General features: G+C 40.2%; 15 protein-coding genes and 1 pseudogene. All 16 read right to left on the reverse strand.

From position 1 onward, the window contains the following. Positions 1-71: 71 nt before the first annotated feature. Positions 72-1,016 carry a riboflavin biosynthesis protein RibF gene (ribF, locus tag AC3B5S_RS00755; RefSeq protein WP_489757555.1) on the reverse strand — a complete coding sequence of 315 codons (945 nt, stop codon included), beginning with the start codon at positions 1,014-1,016 and terminating at the stop codon, positions 72-74. A 7-nt stretch (positions 1,017-1,023) separates the two neighbouring features. Beyond that, positions 1,024-1,923 (reverse strand): tRNA pseudouridine(55) synthase TruB, encoded by a 900-nt coding sequence (gene truB / locus AC3B5S_RS00760; protein ID WP_489789963.1) that lies wholly within the window; start codon positions 1,921-1,923, stop codon positions 1,024-1,026. 107 nt (positions 1,924-2,030) lie between these two features. Further along, entirely contained in the window at positions 2,031-2,381 is a 351-nt protein-coding gene (rbfA, locus tag AC3B5S_RS00765; RefSeq protein WP_489757553.1) for a 30S ribosome-binding factor RbfA, read from the reverse strand. Between the two features lie 11 nt (positions 2,382-2,392). Further along, complete coding sequence (gene infB, locus AC3B5S_RS00770; protein WP_489789964.1) at positions 2,393-5,113, reverse strand: translation initiation factor IF-2; 2,721 nt, start codon at positions 5,111-5,113, stop codon at positions 2,393-2,395. 13 nt (positions 5,114-5,126) lie between these two features. Then, positions 5,127-5,432, reverse strand: coding sequence for a L7Ae/L30e/S12e/Gadd45 family ribosomal protein (locus tag AC3B5S_RS00775; RefSeq protein ID WP_489757551.1), 306 nt, complete (start codon positions 5,430-5,432; stop codon positions 5,127-5,129). Continuing rightward, complete coding sequence (gene rnpM, locus AC3B5S_RS00780) at positions 5,429-5,737, reverse strand: RNase P modulator RnpM (RefSeq protein WP_489757550.1); 309 nt, start codon at positions 5,735-5,737, stop codon at positions 5,429-5,431. The genes AC3B5S_RS00775 and rnpM overlap by 4 nt, the downstream gene beginning before the upstream one ends. A gap of 24 nt (positions 5,738-5,761) precedes the next feature. Then, positions 5,762-6,844: pseudogene (gene nusA, locus AC3B5S_RS00785) on the reverse strand (transcription termination factor NusA); the annotation flags it as partial. 18 nt (positions 6,845-6,862) lie between these two features. Continuing rightward, positions 6,863-7,336 (reverse strand): ribosome maturation factor RimP, encoded by a 474-nt coding sequence (rimP, locus tag AC3B5S_RS00790; RefSeq protein ID WP_489757549.1) that lies wholly within the window; start codon positions 7,334-7,336, stop codon positions 6,863-6,865. A 150-nt stretch (positions 7,337-7,486) separates the two neighbouring features. Beyond that, positions 7,487-11,782 carry a PolC-type DNA polymerase III gene (locus tag AC3B5S_RS00795; RefSeq protein WP_489789965.1) on the reverse strand — a complete coding sequence of 1,432 codons (4,296 nt, stop codon included), beginning with the start codon at positions 11,780-11,782 and terminating at the stop codon, positions 7,487-7,489. Positions 11,783-11,800: 18 nt separating this feature from the next. Continuing rightward, positions 11,801-13,507 (reverse strand): proline--tRNA ligase, encoded by a 1,707-nt coding sequence (locus tag AC3B5S_RS00800; RefSeq protein ID WP_489757547.1) that lies wholly within the window; start codon positions 13,505-13,507, stop codon positions 11,801-11,803. A gap of 28 nt (positions 13,508-13,535) precedes the next feature. After that, the gene (gene rseP / locus AC3B5S_RS00805) at positions 13,536-14,807 is read right to left on the reverse strand and encodes an RIP metalloprotease RseP (RefSeq protein ID WP_489757546.1); all 1,272 of its coding nucleotides are present in this window, start codon (positions 14,805-14,807) and stop codon (positions 13,536-13,538) included. 15 nt (positions 14,808-14,822) lie between these two features. Further along, positions 14,823-15,638 carry a phosphatidate cytidylyltransferase gene (locus AC3B5S_RS00810; RefSeq protein WP_489757545.1) on the reverse strand — a complete coding sequence of 272 codons (816 nt, stop codon included), beginning with the start codon at positions 15,636-15,638 and terminating at the stop codon, positions 14,823-14,825. Positions 15,639-15,652: 14 nt separating this feature from the next. Then, a complete protein-coding gene (gene uppS / locus AC3B5S_RS00815; RefSeq protein WP_489757544.1) occupies positions 15,653-16,375 on the reverse strand; it encodes an undecaprenyl pyrophosphate synthase in 723 nt (240 codons plus the stop codon). A 338-nt stretch (positions 16,376-16,713) separates the two neighbouring features. After that, entirely contained in the window at positions 16,714-17,271 is a 558-nt protein-coding gene (frr, locus tag AC3B5S_RS00820; protein ID WP_489757543.1) for a ribosome recycling factor, read from the reverse strand. After that, positions 17,271-17,996, reverse strand: coding sequence for a UMP kinase (gene pyrH / locus AC3B5S_RS00825; RefSeq protein ID WP_489757542.1), 726 nt, complete (start codon positions 17,994-17,996; stop codon positions 17,271-17,273). The genes frr and pyrH overlap by 1 nt, the downstream gene beginning before the upstream one ends. 102 nt (positions 17,997-18,098) lie before the next feature. Beyond that, on the reverse strand, positions 18,099-18,977 hold the full coding sequence (gene tsf, locus AC3B5S_RS00830) for a translation elongation factor Ts (RefSeq protein WP_489757541.1): 879 nt from the start codon (positions 18,975-18,977) through the stop codon (positions 18,099-18,101). Positions 18,978-19,089: the final 112 nt, after the last annotated feature.

Below are 19,089 nucleotides of genomic sequence, written 5' to 3' on the forward strand. Positions count from 1 at the left end.
CACTCTTGATATATCAGTGCTAACAATGTTAAATATAGCAAGCTATTAGCACTATGTCAAGTTAGTTGCTATTATTTTCTGAAATAATTTTCGGTAGCTTGCTGATCTTGTCGTAATTGCTGCACCAATGCCGGGGCGTCAGCAAATTTAATTTCAGGACGTAAATATTTTAACCACTGAATTTGGACTTCCTGACCATAGAGATCTTGATCAAAGTCTAAGAGATTAGCCTCTACTGTGACCGGATTATTGCCCCTTTTAAAAGTCACATTTCGGCCAACGGAAGTCATCGCTGGGAACCAGTCATCACCAACTTTGACTCGTGTGACGTAAACACCCAAGCTAGGAACTAATTGCTCTGCGCTTAAAGCTAAATTAGCTGTGGGAAAACCCAACTGCCGCCCCATTTGATAACCGTGAACCACTGGACCTTGGTTTTGGTAATTATAACCCAATAATAAATTAGCGTGTTGAATCTGATCCGTCTGTAACGCTGTGCGAATATTAGTAGAAGAAATTTTTTCATGATCGAAATTTAAAGAAGGAATCTCTACAATTTCAAAGCGTTGTTGGACTAACTGGCGTAAATACGTCATGGTCGCAATCTCTTTGGGGCCAAAGGTCCAATCAAAGCCGGCCACTAAAGTTGTAATATGCAAGCGCAACAAAAAATCTTCGACAAATTTTTGCGGTGCTAAATGCGCCAAAATGGGATTAAACTCTACTACATAGACAATATCTACTTGTAATTCTTGAAACAATTCTAGTTTGCGTTGAAATGGCGTCAGATACTGGAACGTTCCCGTCACTTTTTGCGGTTGATAAACTTCAATAGGATGGCGGTCAAACGTCAAAACTGCCGCTGGTTGTTGCCGCGTATGCGCCAGCCGTACTGCCGTTTTAATCACATTTTGATGACCGAGGTGCACGCCATCAAAAAAACCCGCCGCCAAAACTTGCCGTGCCGGAATTTTCAACTGCTGCTGAAAGGGATATTTTAAAATTTGAACTTCCACGATTTACTCACCTATCATTTTTTAAAAGCATAATTTGCGGAACATAGTTCTGATTTTGTAAATGATACAATGCTTTGACTTGATGCTGCCAAGTCAGTAAGACCTGTTCCTCAGTTGAAGGCAACTGAATGGCACCGCCGTTTTGCACCACTTGCCATTGCGCAGCAGTCAATTCATACAGTGGCATTTGGTCTGTAAAAGCTACATTCAACGGCAAACAAAAATCCATTTGGCCTTGAGCCAACTGCAGTTTGATTTGTTCTAAAGTCCAAGTCTCCTGTAGTTTAAAACCACCACCATAAGTTCTCGTTAAACGACTCATATGCGCCGGCAAATGAAGATACTGCCCTAATTGCACGGCTAAAGTCCGAATATAGGTGCCTTTACTGCACCGCACTAAAAATTCACAAGTTTGTTGTTGTTGCACTTCATCAAATTGACTGGCCGCTAATAAATCAAATTGTTTAATCGTTACTTGCCGAATTGGACGCTCCACTTCCTGATGAGCTCGGGCATATTCATACAGCCGTTTACCGTTAACTTTCACCGCCGAATACATTGGCGGTTGTTGCTGGATTAAACCCGTTAAACTATGCATTCCTAATTTAATCTTCTCATTGGCAATTGGTGCTCGTAATTTTGTCTGCGCAATGACTTCACCACTGGCATCTTCGGTAGTCGTCGCACTGCCAAAAGTGATTTGACCTTGATAAACTTTGTCCGAATTTAAGAGCCAATTAACCAACTTCGTGGCTTGACCAACACAAACGACCAAGACACCATCGACATCCGGATCCAAGGTACCAGTATGACCAACCTTTTTTTCATGTAATAACTTCCGCAATTGGTACACGCAATCCGCACTAGTCACACCGCGTGGTTTATACAGGGGAATAATACCATTCATTATCATAACCTCATTAATAATTTAATTAACTAATTTAGTATAGCATTGCCTTAACTAGAAAGATTTCCCGCAATACAATTATATGTAACAAAAAAGCCGCTAAGCGACTATTTGTCTGATTCATTTAAATGGCGTAACAATTCATCAATATGCTCACCATACCGAATGGAATCATCTTGTTTAAAGATTAAATCTGGAGTTTTATAAATTGATAAACGGTGTCCTAATTCGCGCCGAATCAAGCCTTTGGCTTTATTCAAACCAGCAGTAGCTTTTTGCGCCGCACTAGCGGTCTCTGCCAAAACACTGAAGTAAATTGTAGCTTGCTGTAAATCGCCAGTTACCTCGACTCCCGTAATAGTTACTTCCTTGACACGCGGATCACGCACCCGTTTTAACAAAATATCATTGACTTCTCGTTGGATTTCTTGTTCAACTCGACCAACACGATATTTCATTACAACACCTCCTACTTGACAGGAACTTCTTGCATGACATAAGTTTCAATCTGATCATCAATCTTAATATCATTATAATTTTCGATCATCAAACCACATTCAAAGCCTTGCTTGACTTCCTTAACATCATCTTTAAAGCGTTTCAAAGAGGCCAGTTTGCCTTCATAAACGACAATTCCGTTACGGATTAAACGAACTCCGCTATCACGTTGAATCAAGCCGGTATCCACAATGCACCCAGCAATCGTTCCTAATTTAGAAACTTTATAAGTTTCCCGTACGGTCAAATTACCAGTTACCTTTTCTTCATAAACAGGCTCTAGCATACCCTTCATAGCTGACTCAATTTCATCAATTGCGTTATAAATAACATTATGCAACCGGATATCAACACTTTCACTATCAGCTTGAATTTTAGCTTGCACGGTTGGCCGCACATTAAAACCGATAATAATGGCATTACTTGCCGAAGCTAAAGTAACATCACTTTCATTAATTGCTCCTACGGCAGCATGGATAATATTGACCCGCACACCTTCGACTTCGATTTTTTCCAAACTATTGCGCAAAGCTTCCACAGAGCCTTGGACATCAGCTTTAATCACGACGTCAACTTTCTTCATATCATTTTGTTTCATGGTATCAAACAAGTTATCCAAGGTGACCGCGTTAGTCCGCTTGCGTTCTTCCATTTGTGCTCGTTCAGCACGTTCTTCACCAGCAGCCCGGGCTGTCTTTTCATCTTCAAAGACCACAAACTTATCGGCTGACTGTGGTACGTCATTTAAGCCAGTAATCATCACTGGTTGTGATGGTAAAGCAGACTCAATTTGCCGACCACGATCATCCGTCATCACCCGAACGCGACCAAAGGTATTCCCCACGACAATTGGATCACCCTTGTGTAAGGTTCCTTGTTGCACTAATAAACTAGCAACTGGACCGCGGCCTTTATCTAAGCGGGCTTCAATTACGGTACCCACGGCTTTTTGTTGTGCGTTAGCTTTTAACTCTAACACGTCAGCTTCTAATAAGACCATTTGTAATAATTCATCAATGCCCGTGCCTTGTTTAGCGGAAATATTAGCAAAGATGGTATCACCACCATAGCTTTCAGGAATTAAACCATAATTCATTAATTCTTCCGTCACATGTTGGGGATTAGCATCTGGTTTATCAATCTTATTAATGGCGACGATAATTGGATCATTAGCTGCCTTGGCATGATTAATCGCCTCAATTGTCTGGGGCATTACACCATCATCGGCCGCTACTACTAAAATAACAATATCGGTAATATCAGCACCACGCGCCCGCATGTTAGAGAAGGCTGCGTGTCCTGGGGTATCTAAGAAGGTAATTAAGCGACCATCTAATTGAACTTGATAAGCACCAATATGCTGGGTAATACCGCCAGCTTCACCTGCCGTGACGTGACTATGCCGTAAATTATCTAATAAAGTAGTTTTACCATGATCAACGTGACCCATGATCGTAACTACTGGTGGCCGATTAGTCAAATTATCAGTATTATTGACTTCATCTTCAAAGAAGGTATCCAAATCGGTAATATCTTCTTCAACCTTTTCTTGCGCATCAATGCCATAATCGGCGGCCAAAATTTCAATTGTATCTTTATCTAAGGATTGGTTTTGATTAACCATCACACCCAACATAAATAACTTTTTAACAATTTCAGCTGGTTCCCGATGTAAAATTTTACCCAAGTCTTGCGCATTCATGCCGACTGAGTATTCCAAAACCTCTGGTAACGGCCGTTCTTTCCGTTGTGGCATTGGCTTTTTCGGTTGACTAGCTTGTTGCTTGCGTAATTTACGCTTGTTTTTATGCTTGGGCCGATTGCGATAATCAATATGCTCATTTTTGCGACGATTGTTCGTAAACTCATGTTGTCGCTTATTATTATCCGAAGTAGTTTTTTCAGCAGTCGGTTGCGTTGTTGGGCGATTAACCGTTGGCTTTTGCGTCGTAGTTGGCTTCCGCGTAGCTTGTTGATTACTACTATTATTCCGATTACGGTTAGCACTTTGACTGGAATGATTAGTAGTTGGTCTTTGTGAGCGTTGTTGAGTAGCACGCTCATTAGCACGCTTTGCTCTTTGCTCTTTTTGGCGCTGTTCATGATGCCGTGCTTGTTCGATTGATTCCACGGAAGCTTGCGCATTTTGTTTATATTGCGCTAAATGTTTCCGCCCTGCACTAGCCCGATTCATCATGGATGAACGCCGGTCATTATTTAAATTACGATTGCGATTATTAGTGCGCGAATTATTTGGTCGCGCATTCGTGTTATTACGATTTTGATTATTCTGATTAGTACGACCTTGATTATTATTAGTCGTCACTGGACCACGACTGTGTTCATTATTTTGATGTGTACGGTGCTCATTACCATTATTATTGTGGTTATTATTAGAATGCTGGTGGTTCTTCTTAGCATCATTAGGTTTAGGCGCATGCCGGATAGCTGTAACTTTAATTTTTGTTTTTCCTTTACTTTTAGCATTAGTCGTATCTTTCGATACTGGTGATTGAGTTTTTGGAGACTGATTAGTTGAACGTACAATCTTAGTTAAATCATTTAATTGTGCATCATCTAAAACTGCCATATGGGACGAGATTTCCATATGATGCTTGCGGGCTATATCCACCAAATCTTTACTTGGAACATGGAGCTCTTTTGCTAATTCATAAACTCGTTTCTTTCCCATAAATTCACGCTCCTTAATTATTTGTTATTAATTCTTGAAATCGTTGAGCAAATCCCCGATCGGTAATGGCAATGGCTTTAGTTGCCTGACCAATTGCCTGACTGAGTTGAATTTGATTAAAGGTCTGATCAAATGGGATTTGCTGTCGCTTGAGGGTTGTTTGAAATGATTTTTGAGCCACAGCCCCAGTATCTGTTGCCAAAAAGACAAAATAGACCTGACCATTTTTCATGGCTTTTAAAACTAATTCTTGGCCAGTAACAATTTTACGGGCTCGTTTCGCCAGACCCAAGAAATTCAAAATACGTTGTTGTGTCAATGTTTTTTACCTAGTTCACCAAACAAATCTAACCGCGCTTTTTGATGATCGACATAATTATATAGCTCTTCATAAAACTCAGCTGTCAACTTCGTTTTTAAAATTTCGTCTAACTTATGATCTTTTTGTGCCTGCTTAACTGCCGCGGGGTCTAACCCCACATAAGCTCCGCGCCCTGGCTTTTTGCCCGTTTCGTCAACGCTAACTTCACCGTCTTTGTTCCGAACAATCCGGACTAACAAACGTTTGGGGGCCATTTCATTAGTTAAGACATCTTTACGCATCGGTACTTTTCTTGTTTTCAAACAACCACCACCTTAATTCATTTAATCAAGATCCTCTTCATCGACTTCATCGCCTGCTTCATCAACGAATTCCACTTCTGATTCAGGCTTAATATCAATCTTAAAACCAGTTAGTTTCGCAGCTAAACGTGCATTTTGACCACGTTTACCAATAGCTAAAGAAAGATGATAGTCGGGGACAATGACAATACAAGACTTAGGATTTGTCTCATCATCAAATTGAACAGCAATCACTTCCGCAGGGTTTAAAGCATTGGCAATAAAATCAGAAGGATTGGGCTCCCATTTAACAACATCAATATTCTCGCCGTTTAATTCATCAACAATTGCTTGTACTCGCTGGCCTCGTGGTCCCACAGTCGTACCGACAGGATCAATATTTTCATCAGTTGACCGTACCGCAATTTTGGTACGATCGCCCGCTTCACGTGCAATCGAAACAATTTCCACGGTTCCATCATAGATTTCCGGAACTTCTTGTTCAAACAAGCGTTTCACTAGGCCGGGGTGCGACCGAGAAACGAAAATTTGTGGTCCCTTAGTAGTATTGTCAACTTTAGAAACATAAACTTTAATCCGATCTTGAGGTTGGTATGATTCATTCGGAATTTGATCTTTTCGTTCCATCACCGCCTCAACGCGGCCAAAGTTAATGTAGACAAAGCGATTATCGCGCCGCTGAATCACACCTTGAATAATTTCATCTTGGTACTGACTATATTCATTATAAATGTTATTCCGTTCTGCTTCACGAACGCGTTGCATCACCACTTGTTTGGCCGTTTGGGCGGCAATACGGCCAAAGTTTTTCGGAGTGACTTCTTCGTTAAGATGATCGCCTAATTCATAGCCACGATTCACCTGTTGAGCATCAGTTAAGCTAATTTCCAAACGCTGATCTGCTACTTGCTCCACCACTTCTTTGACTGTGTAAATATGAAAATCGCCTTTTTTATCGTCAAATATTACTTCGACATTTTGGGCTTGACCATAATTTCTTTTATAAGCTGATTTTAAAGCATCTTCCATTGCATCAATAATTAATTCTTTAGAAATGCCTTTTTCTTTTTCTAAGGCATCTAGTGCTCCCACTAATTCTTTACTCATAACGTGATCTCCTTACAGTTAAAACTCAATTGCTAAACGCATTGACGCTATTTGTTGACGTGGGATAGCTATTACTTTGCGTTGCGCTTTAATCTTAACTTCCAACTTTAATTGTTGCTCGTCAAATTCTTTTAAAGTACCTTCAAAAACTTTTTGACCATTGAGCTTTTGATATAAACTAACATGAATGTATTGGTCCAGTGCATTTGTTAAATCTTGCTGCGTCTTAATGGGACGTTCAGCACCAGGTGAAGATACTTCCAAAAAGTAAGCATTAGGAATCAGTTCTGGGTCTTGAGCATCTAATTGTTCGCTTAATTCTTGATTAACCACAGCGCATTCTTCAATATCAATGCCCCCGTCTTTATCAATATACAGCCGTAAATACCAGCTACCTGCTTCTTTGACATACTCTAAATCAACTAAATAAAAACCATGATCAGCTAAAATTGGTTGGACTAAACTTTTAACTTGGTCAATAACAGAATTCAAATCAACACCCCTTTCTATCGTGCTTATTCAGCTAGTTTCATGCAGCCTGCAATAAAAAGAGTGAGCATTCCTGCTCACTCGTCATGTGAAATCAACTTAGTTAAAGTATATAACTACCAGCTGGTTTTTTCAAGTTTTAGACTGGAACTCTTAGAACAACGACAACTGATTCTCATCAGGCATACCGTCTAAAACGTGGTTCTGGGTTAAATAATCAATAATTGATTGGGAGACATGGCCCCGTTTCGATAAATCTTCTTTCGATAAAAAGGGCTGTTCTTCACGGGCGGCCACAATTTGTTTAGCCACATTTAAGCCTAAACTGGGGACTGCCACAAATGGGGCTAACAATGTATGATCATCCAAAATTTTAAAATTCATCGCATCCGAATGGTCTAAATCAACCATTTTAATCTGAATACCGCGTTCCAAACATTCATTGACAATTTCTAAAACCGTCAACAAGCTCTTATCTTTAGCGCTCGCATCATTGCCCTGCTCATTAATAGACTTCATCTCCGCCTTCACGGCTTGTTTACCACTGGCCATCGCAACCAAGTCGAAGACATCTGCACGGACAGACAAATAAGCGCAGTAATAAATAAGCGGCATATGCACTTTAAAGTAGGCAATTCGTAACGCCATCATAATATATGCTGTCGCATGCGCCTTCGGGAACATATACTTGATTTTCAAACAAGATTCAATATACCAATCAGGAACATTTTTGTTGGCGCGCATCACTTCTTGCCATTCATCCGGGATTCCTTTACCTTTACGAACATGTTCCATAATTTGAAAAGACATGCCCGGCTCTAAGCCCCAATGAATTAAGTCCATCATAATATTATCACGACAACCAATCACATCTTTTAACGTGACGATGCCTTGCTGAATATATTCTTCCGCGTTACCTAACCACACATCTGTACCGTGGGATAACCCTGAAATCTGTAATAATTCAGAAAAAGTGGTCGGATGCGTTTCTTCCAGCATACCTCGGACAAATTTAGTTCCAAATTCCGGTACCCCTAATGTTCCCATTTTGGAATCAATCTGCTCCGGCGTCACGCCTAACGATTCAGTTCCGGAAAATAACGCCATAACCCCAGGATCATCAGTGGGAATTGTCTGCGGGTCAATGCCTGACAAATCTTGCAACATCCGAATCATCGTGGGATCATCATGGCCCAAGATATCCAGTTTCAAAATATTATCGTGAATGGAATGAAAATCAAAATGCGTCGTTTTCCAAGCAGCACTTTGATCATCAGCTGGATACTGAATGGGCGTAAAATCATAAATATCCATATAATCTGGCACAACAATAATGCCCGCCGGATGTTGACCGGTGGTTCGCTTAACCCCAGTTGCTCCCGCTGCTAAACGATCCTTTTCCGCACCACGAAATTTTTGATCCGTTAATTCTTCATAGTTGCTCACATAACCATAAGCTGTCCGGTCAGCCACCGTACCAATCGTTCCCGCCCGAAAAACATGGTCTTCACCAAATAAGACCTTTGTATAATTATGAGCAATTGGTTGGTAATCACCTGAAAAGTTCAAATCAATATCCGGAACTTTGTCACCATTAAAACCTAAAAAGGTTTCAAACGGGATATCATGGCCATCTTTCGCCAACTCTTGACCACATTGTGGGCAGACTTTATCGGGCAAATCAAAACCAGAGCCCACTTCACCCTTCGTGAAGAACTCACTATATTGACAATGAGGACACCGATAATGGGGCGGTAATGGATTAACTTCGGTAATTCCGGTCATCGTAGCCACTAAACTAGAGCCGACGGAACCTCTTGAACCAACTAAATAACCATCTTTATTACTCTTATAAACTAAGCGCTGTGAAATTAAATAAATGACCGAAAAGCCGTTACCAATAATACTCTTCAACTCCCGGTCCAAGCGTTTTTGCACAATTTCTGGCAACGGATCACCGTACAACTCATGCGCTTTATTGTAGGTTAAATCTTGAATCTCTTGTTCCGCCCCCGGCATCTTAGGCGTATACAATTTACTTTTTACAGGTGTAATTTCACCATCTACCCAATCAGCAACAATCTGTGGATTATCAATGACCACTTGGTGCGCAGTTTGCTCACCCAAGAATTGAAATTCTTGCAACATTTCCGTGGTTGTTTTAAAGTCTGCTAATGGTAATTTTTGTCGTGCCAATGGATTACTCTTTACTGCCTTGACAATAATATCACGATAAATCGCATCTTTCGGATCTAAATAATGTACATCACCACTCGCCACGACTGGCTTATCTAACGTTTGACCCAGCTTCACAATATTACCCAAGATTTCTTCTAACGCACTTTGATCTTGAATCAAACCAGAATCAAGTAAGGGCTGGTAAATCGCATGGGGCATGACTTCTAAATAATCATAAAACTGCGCTTTTTGATAAGCTTCATCGTAGCCCTTTTGCATCATCGCTGTAAACACTTCACCGGAACTGCAAGCAGAACCGACCACTATTCCGGCACGATATTCATTCAAAATTCGGCGCGGTACCCGTGGGGTGCGGAAATAATATTCCGTCATCGAACTGGAAATAATCTTAAATAGGTTTTTAAGTCCAGCCTGGGTGGTGGCTAATAAAGTTGCATGATACGGCCGCGCTTGTTTGTATGCTTCGCGGCCACCTAAATGATCATTTAATTGCAAAATGTTCGTCGTTTCAAATTGCTCTAACATTTCTTTAAACAAAGCATACAATAAATAACCCGTGGTAGCGGCATCCGAATTAGCTCGATGGTGGTGCTCCAACTTGATATCATACCGTTTAGCTAAGCTATCTAACTTATGATTACGATATTCTGAATGTAAAGTCCGCGACATTTCTAGGGTATCAATGATCGGTACCGTGACGGGTTGATAGCCGCAACGCCTGCGCGCTGCATTTAAAAAGCCAATATCAAACGTAACATTATGACCAGCTAAGACAGCATCACCCACAAAGTCATTAAACTTATCCATCACTTCTTGTTCAGAATTACTGTTATGCACCATTTCATCAGTAATCGAAGTTAAATTAATTGTCGTTTGTGATAAAGGATGTCCTGGATCAATAAATTCATCAAATTCCGCAACGATTTTGCCAGCTTGCATTTTGACAGCTGCCAATTCAATGATGGAATCATAAACAGCCGACAAACCAGTCGTTTCCACATCAAAGACTACATATTCTGCAGTTGCCAAAGCTTCATCACGTAAGTTGTAGGCAATGGGTTCTCCTTCATCGACTAAATTAATTTCCACTCCATAAATAATTTTGACACCGTATTTTTGACCAGCACTATAAGCATCCGGAAATGATTGGGCTGTCGAGTGATCTGTAATCGCAATTGCTGGTTGCTTCCAGTCCGCTGCCCGTTTCACCAAGTCAGTCGTCGAACTGACCGCATCCATTTGGCTCATATTAGTATGCACATGCAGTTCAATCCGTTTTTCTTCAGCTTGATCCTGCCGCCCAATTTTTTTAATTACATTTAAGTCATAAGCATTAATCGTTAATTCCCGGGAATAGTTATCTTCTTGTACCGAGCCGCGCGCTTTCAGCCAAGTCCCCTTCGTAAAATCAGCGAACACAGCGTCACTATCACCATTTTTGGAAAACTTTTTAATAACAAAGGAAGACGTATAATCAGTGGCTTCTAAAATCAACAATTGCCGTCCTGAACGTAATTGGCGTACTTCGGAACTAAAAATATAACCTTCCACTACGACTGATTGCTGTTCTTCCACAATATCTTTCATTGCTACCACGGGGGTGTCGCTAGCAATTTTTTTGCCAATAATGGAACTGGCTTTCCCCGAACTAGTCGGGTTAGCCTGGGCCTTTTTGACATTTGCCACCAATTGTTGCTGCTGCTGTTGTTGCTGTTGTTTTAATTGTTCAATTCGAGCCTGCGTTTGCGATTGATCAACTAAGACTTTGATCCGCATTTTTGGAAAACCCATCTGTTGCAATGTAGTTTCCATCTCTTGCAAATACTTACTTGTTAAATAATCTTTTAAAACTTCATTATTAACTGTTAGTAACAGCTCTTGTTCCAGCAACTGAGGCGGGGCTTGTTGTTGTAATTCTCGATAAATGGCCGCATTTAATTGTTGGCGTTCCACCACTATTGGCCAATAGGCATTGAGCAATTGTTGATCGAACTGTTGATTGCTTGTTTGAATAACTAAGTCCACCAGCTTCACGCCCTCAAAAGCGGTCTGTAAATGTTGGTAAAAAATTTGGTACGTTTTGGCAGGTAAAATTTGTTCAAATTCTAAAACAAAAGTCCATTGCTGAGATTCAGTATGGACTTTAACTTTTTGAATTTGAGCTGATTGAAAAATCGCAGTCTGTCGAATATCTTCCGGTAACTGCATTTGATCCAAGAGATTCTGAAACATTGCTCGTGAATCAGTCATATCATCACCTCAAATTATTTAATTATTGTGTAATAAGATCTTAATGGTCTCTTTAATATCGCCCACGGCAACTTCCACGGATTCTTGTTGCTGCCGCAATTTAACTTCTACGATTTGATCGCTGGCTTTCTTACCAACGGTAATCCGTACGGGCAAACCGATTAAATCAGCTTCCGCAAATTTAACCCCTGGCCGTTCCTTACGATCATCGACTAAAACACTTAAACCACTAGCGGTCAAATCAGTTTCAATCTGCTCAGCGAGTAACATTTGTTCTTCTTTTTTAGCATTCATGACAACTACATGAACCTGATAAGGTGCTAGTTCCCAGGGCCAAATCATCCCCGCATCATCATGATGTTGTTCTACAATGGCAGACAATAAACGACTAATACCAATGCCATAGCAGCCCATAATGATGGGTTGTTGTTTACCATTTTCATCCAAGAAGTTCGCATTTAAACTTTCAGAGTATTTCGTACCCAACTTGAAGATATGGCCAATTTCAATGCCCCGTGTAAAATGTAAAACTCCCTTATTGTCTGGTGAGAGCTCGCCTTCTTTGACAGTCCGAATATCGGCATATTGTTCAACCTGATAATCTCGAGGGGCATTCACGTTTTGATAATGTAATCCTTTTTGATTAGCACCGGTTACAGCATTAGTCAAATCCTGAATGGACAAATCACCAATCACTTGAATTTCCGACGCTAAATTCATGGGACCAATAAAACCGGGCACACTATGAAAAATTTCGGCAACTTGTTGATCTGAAGCGGGAGTTAATTCGTTCACCCCTAATAAGTTCTTTAACTTCGTTTCATTCACCGCAAAATCACCACGGATCAAAGCCAATACCGGCTTCTTATCAGCCAAATAGGCCACACACTTAATAATTTGCGCAGCAGTGACATCAATATCCTGTGCTAAATCGGCCACCGACTTCACTTGCGGATTAACTTTGATTTCTGATAATGGCAACATTTCAGCTTGCGGGTTAGGAGTTAAAACGCTCGTAGCCATTTCTAAATTGGCAGCATAATCACTCACATCCGAATACACAATCGTATCTTCGCCAATCGGGGCCACAGCGTGAAATTCTTTCGAACCACTACCGCCCATATCACCAGAATCCGCCAAAATTGCCCGAAAATCTAAACCGCTACGTTCAAAAATTTTGCGATAAGCTTGTTCAATTTGATCAAAAATTGTATCCAAATCATCCGTATTGGCAGTAAAAGAATAAGCATCCATCATCAAAAATTCACGCCCCCGCAACAAACCGTAACGTGGACGATCTTCATCACGAAACTTCGTTTGAATTTGATATAACACTTGTGGCATTTTTTTGTAAGAATTCAAAACGTTGCTAACTAACGAAGTCATCGTCTCTTCATGTGTAGGCCCTAAAATAAAGTCACGTTGGTGGCGATCCTTAAACTTAAATAAGTTATCACCATAGGTGTCATAACGGCCACTTTGTTGCCATAATTCAGCCGGCAAAACGGCCGGAGCCAACATTTCTACACAGCCAACTTGTTCCAATTCTTCACGAACAATTCGTTCAATGTTCCTTAAAACCCGATAGGCCAAAGGCAAATAAGCATAGACTCCAGCTGATATTTGACGAATAAAACCTGCTCTCAACATCAATTGATGACTAACTGCCTCAGCATCACTAGGGGTTTCCTTTAATGTTGGTATAAATACCCGTGATTGTTTCATAAATTATTTTCTCCCTTACTCCTAAAGATTATTTCACAAAGAAGCGCGTAATATCATTCCAAGTCACTGCGACCATTAAGATCAGTAACAAGCCCACACCAATCAAATTAACCACAACTTCTGTCTTTTGAGAAACGGGCTTACGGCGAATGGCTTCAATAATATTTAACAATAACTTTCCACCGTCTAAAGCCGGAATGGGTAGTAGATTCATAATACCTAAATTAATTGACAGCCAACCAATAAACAGTAACACTTGTTGCCAACCCATGGCTGCTACCTGACTAGTTTCGGAATAGATTGCTACGGGACCACCCAGTTGGTTAATGTTAAAACCACCAGTAACCATTTTCTTGAGCGCATTCACAATTGTTGCCACCGCACCAACGGCTGATTGAACGCCATATTTTAAGGTGGGACCTAGGCGGTGATCACGTGCTTGCATAATCCCGATTTGACCAATGGTTTGCTTACCTTCTTTAACAGCCCGCGGTTTAATAGTCACATGCTTAATGCGCTTTTGCGGCGTTTTAACCGTTAATTGAGTCATTTGCTTAGGCCTTTGACTAATCGCTTGGACTAATTGAGTCCAATTATGAATGGGTTTGCTAGCAACTTTAACTATCTGATCGCCCGTCTGTAATTGTGCTTGCGCAGCTGGCGAATGGGATTGAATTGTCCCCAACTGAGCTGAATTGCTCGGTGCTCCGCCCAAAATAAACGCACATAAAATGTAGACTAACATACCAAAAATAATGTTATTCAACGGACCAGCTAAGTTCGTTAAAAACCGGTGCCACAAACTAGCTGAATTAAATTGCACATCCAGTGGTGCAATCTGCATAGCATTATTACTTTGATCAATTAAAACCGCATCATGATCAACTGAAAACCGTTTTAAATGTTCATCATCACCAGCTTCATAACCCTCAATAAACAACTCCCGTTCCAAATCACTCTGGACAACTTGAAAAGGGATTAAAGTGGAATTATTAGTATTTTGTGAATTATCAATTTCCACAACTTGCTCTTGCTCATTGAGTTTCAGACCGACTAAAGTACCGGGTTTCAGCTGTTCGTCATCATCTTCGGCCCCCGCTAACATCACATACCCGCCCAACGGCAAGAGTCGAATGACGTATAAGGTATGGTTGCGTGTATAAGAAATCAATTTTGGCCCCATCCCAATGGAAAATTGGCGCACCAAAATGCCGGATTTTTTAGCAAAATAATAATGTCCAAATTCGTGAACAAACACAATAAGTCCAAAAACAATGATAAAAGTTAATATTGCAACCAAATAACTTCCTCCTGATTACATGAAGCCCAACGAATGAATTAACGGTAAGACAAATAACATACTATCAAAGCGGTCTAAAATGCCACCATGACCAGGTAAAATTTTGCCCGAATCCTTAACGCCATAATACCGTTTATAAGCTGATTCGACCAAGTCGCCCACTTGTCCAATAATTGATAGAAAAATCGTAATTAAAATTAATAACCAGATATTATGTGGAACATTGTCCATATAATTCCATTGGTTAAAACCTAACATATAAATCAAGGCAAAAATCACGGCACAGATGACCCCACCGATCGAACCTTCCCAGGTTTTATTAGGACTGATGGCTGGATACAACTTATGTTTACCAATAGCGCGACCAATAAAATAAGCACCACTATCTGTTACCCATACAATAATCATTCCAAATAAGAGCAATGACAAACCACCAGCATCCGAATTACGAATCGCAGCTAAATAATGAAAACCATTTCCAATATAAAACATGGATAAAATTGTTGTCCCGGCATCTTCAAAATTATAACTATTTTTGGTGAAAACCGTCAAAATTAATAACAAGGCGACAAACACGTATGCCAAATCAAATCGTGAAAAGGCATCGGGTAACCAAGTTAACGCTTTTTCGGGCAAAGATAGTAGTAACACGCCGATAGCCCCAATTAAAAAGTCAGGGGACACAATAATGCGTTTACGCATAATGTAAACTTCAGATAAACCAATCACCGCCAGGACAGAAGCTGCTACATCAATCCAGACTCCACCTGCTACTAAAATTGGAATAAAAATAAGTAAAGCAATTACTGCTGTAATAATTCTTGTTTTCAAAATAAACTCCTAATCTATTGTTTTATGCCGCCATACCGCCGATCTCTTTGCCCAAAACTTAAGACATCACGCCGTAGATTTTGTGCACTATAATCAGGCCAATATTCATCCACGAAAACCAGTTCCGAATATGCTAATTCCCATAAATAGAAATTAGATAACCGCTGTTCTCCACTGGTGCGAATCAACAGATCAGGTTCTTGCAAATCGGCTAATTGCGCAGTCATCAAATACTGACCAAACATTTTTTCATCTAGTTGATCTAATAACTCAGGATGTTCTTGAGCTTGGCGGCCAAATAATTTAACAGCATTAACAATATCACTTCTAGCGCCATAGTTAAATGCAAAATTCAAAATCATGCCCGTATTATTTTTGGTTTGGTCAATGGCTTTTAAGCAAACTTCGCGCGTTTTGGCAGGTAACTGTTCCACAAAACCTGTGATAAGCACCTTAACATTATTCTTCATCAAATCTGGCATGAATTTTCCAAAAAAATCAATTGGTAAATTCATTAAAAAGCGCACTTCCTTGGAAGGACGTTTCCAATTTTCAGTCGAAAAAGCGTAAACTGTCAAAGCAGAAATGCCCATTTGACTAGCAGCACTCGCTACTACTTGTAAATTATTCATTCCGGCGCGATGTCCCGCAATTCTTGGCAAGCCGCGTTTTTGTGCCCAACGCCCATTGCCATCCATAATAATTGCTACATGACGTGGTAGAACTTGATTAACCATTTTGAAAACTCCTAATAAAGTTTAAAGAGACTGGGGTAAAAGATCATTATACAGCTAATTCAACTAGGTTAAGATAGTTCAATGAAAAACCACTTAACCTATTGTATACTTCAAAGTCAATCCGGTTACTTTACTGACCAACCTTGGTTTCAGCCACCTAAGATCATTAATACCTTAAATAGTTAACAACTCCAACAAGAAGCGAGAACACAATAAGTTTTCGTCATTCAAGACGAAGTTTTACTTATTATAATGCGCCAAAACTCATGCAACTGCTAACCAATTCTTCCAGTCTCTTAATGTTCTAAACGAAGATATCTGATATCTTCCTCTATCGGTTAAAGAACTACTAATTCTTTGGATTTGTCATCAGTAATCTGCTCAATTTTTTTGATATTTTGATCAGTTACCTTTTGCACTTGATTTTCTAAATCGTGCATTTCGTCATCAGTAATCTCATGATTTTTTTGTTGCTTTTTCAAAGAATCCATGGCTTCACGGCGAATATTGCGAACAGCCACTTTCGCATTTTCGGAAATTTTGCCAACTTCTTTGACTAATTCCTTGCGCCGTTCACCAGTTAATTGTGGAATTACCAAGCGAATCACATTGCCATCATTAGCTGGGTTAATGCCAATATCAGAAGCTAATAAAGACTTTTCAATATCTTTTAACGCAGACTTATCAAACGGCGTAATCAAAATTACCCGGGCCTCTGGAATACTGATGGAAGCCACTTGGTTAATTGGCACTTCAGCGCCATAATATTCCACATTAATACCATTTAAAATACTAGCATTCGCCCGACCTGCGCGAATTTGACCGAGTTCGCGTTGCAAGGCATCGGCACTTTTTTGCATATGAGCTTGTGTTTGTTCAATAATTGTTTGGGTCATTAATTTTTGCCTCCTTGAATAGTTGTTCCAATACTTTCGCCTTGAACAACTCGTAAAATATTATCCGGTTCATTTAAGTTAAAGACCACTAACGGAATATCATTATCCATGGATAATGAGCTAGCCGTCGAATCCATCACACCAAGTTTTTTATTAATCACATCAAGTTGGGTCAATTCATTATATTTAACTGCTGAAGGATCTTTTTGCGGATCAGCGGAATAAACACCATCCACCCCGTTTTTCGCCATTAAAATCACATCAGCACCAATTTCGGCTGCCCGTAAAACTGAAGTCGTATCAGTCGAGAAATAAGGACTACCCGTTCCTGCTGAAAAGATGACCACGCGTTGCTTTTCTAAATGGCGAATGGCTTTGCGACGGATATACGGTTCAGCAATTTGCCGCATTTCAATGGAAGTTTGAACCCGTGTGGGAACGCCGACCTTTTCTAGACCATCTTGCAACGCCAAACCATTCATCACGGTGGCTAACATTCCCATATAATCAGCTTGGGCGCGTTCCATTCCTAATTCAGCACCAGTTTCTCCACGCCAAATATTACCGCCACCACACACAATAGCAATTTGCACTCCGAGTGCATGAACTTTTTTAATTTGTTGGGCAATATTTGCAATTACCGGCGGATTAATGCCAAAACCATTTTGACCTGCTAAAGCTTCACCGCTTAATTTCAATACAATTCGTTGATATTTAACAGTCATCGTTAACTCCTTACAATTTTCTTCTAGGGTTCATTTTACCATAACCAGTAATCAATACTGAATTTTACCTAAAATTAGCCAAAAAAAAAGCGCTGCGCGCTTTTATTTAATCTGACCCATAACTTCATCAACAAAGTTATTCTCTTGCTTTTCAATTCCTTCGCCAACTTCATAACGAACAAATGAAACTAACTTGCCACCTTTAGAGGCAACAAACTTAGCAACAGTTTGGTCAGGATCTTTGACAAAATCTTGATCAGCTAAACTAATTTCTGACAAGTACTTATTCAAACGACCTTCAACGATCTTTGGCACAATCTTTTCTGGTTTGCCTTCATTGATCGTTTCTTCAGTGTAAACTTGGCGTTCATGGTCAATGACATCAGCTGGCACTTGCGAACGATCCAAATATTCTGGATTAATCGCTGCTACGTGCATAGCAACATCATGCGCTGTTGCTTCATCAGCATCAGCAATCACTGTCAAAGCAGCTACTTGACCACCATTGTGTAAATAGGAGCCAAAACTTTCATTATCCTTTTTGGTAACTACTGTGAAGCGCCGCAGAGTGATTTTTTCACCAATCACGGCTGTTAAATTCGTAATGGCATCAGCAATACTGTTACCATCAGCCAACTTAATTTGGGAAGCAGCTGCTAAATCAGCAGGCTTTTGTTCCGCAATTGCACTCGCAATTTGGGAAACTAAGCTGGTAAATTTGTCATTGGAAGCCACAAAATCAGTTTCGGAATTAACTTCAATAATGGCAGCTGTATTGCCTTGAATTTCAATCGCAGCTAAACCTTCAGCAGCAATCCGGTCACTCTTCTTGGCAGCCTTGGCAACACCTTTTTCACGTAATTCGTCAATCGCCTTTTGCATATCGCCATCAGCAGCGACTAAGGCCTTTTTAGCATCCATCATACCAACACTTGTTCTATCACGTAATTCTTTAACTTGCGCAGCTGTAATTTTAGCCATCTCTAGTCCTCCTAACATTATACACACCAAAAGAAGCTGAATCGCAAAGTTTCATTAACGAAACACTTTCACGGTTATCTTACCAAAGTCTCACAGTTTAATACTAATTTGA

The organism is Bombilactobacillus sp. ESL1094, assembly GCF_058107425.1.

What these genes read in the sequence shown, in the direction of transcription:
- truB (WP_489789963.1), bottom strand. Translation starts at nt 1,923, where the DNA reads ATGAATGGTATTATTCCCCTGTATAAACCACGCGGTGTGACTAGTGCG.
- rbfA (WP_489757553.1), bottom strand. Translation starts at nt 2,381, where the DNA reads ATGAAATATCGTGTTGGTCGAGTTGAACAAGAAATCCAACGAGAAGTC.
- infB (WP_489789964.1), bottom strand. Translation starts at nt 5,113, where the DNA reads ATGGGAAAGAAACGAGTTTATGAATTAGCAAAAGAGCTCCATGTTCCA.
- AC3B5S_RS00795 (WP_489789965.1), bottom strand. Translation starts at nt 11,782, where the DNA reads ATGACTGATTCACGAGCAATGTTTCAGAATCTCTTGGATCAAATGCAG.
- AC3B5S_RS00800 (WP_489757547.1), bottom strand. Translation starts at nt 13,507, where the DNA reads ATGAAACAATCACGGGTATTTATACCAACATTAAAGGAAACCCCTAGT.
- uppS (WP_489757544.1), bottom strand. Translation starts at nt 16,375, where the DNA reads ATGGTTAATCAAGTTCTACCACGTCATGTAGCAATTATTATGGATGGC.
- frr (WP_489757543.1), bottom strand. Translation starts at nt 17,271, where the DNA reads ATGACCCAAACAATTATTGAACAAACACAAGCTCATATGCAAAAAAGT.
- pyrH (WP_489757542.1), bottom strand. Translation starts at nt 17,996, where the DNA reads ATGACTGTTAAATATCAACGAATTGTATTGAAATTAAGCGGTGAAGCT.
- tsf (WP_489757541.1), bottom strand. Translation starts at nt 18,977, where the DNA reads ATGGCTAAAATTACAGCTGCGCAAGTTAAAGAATTACGTGATAGAACA.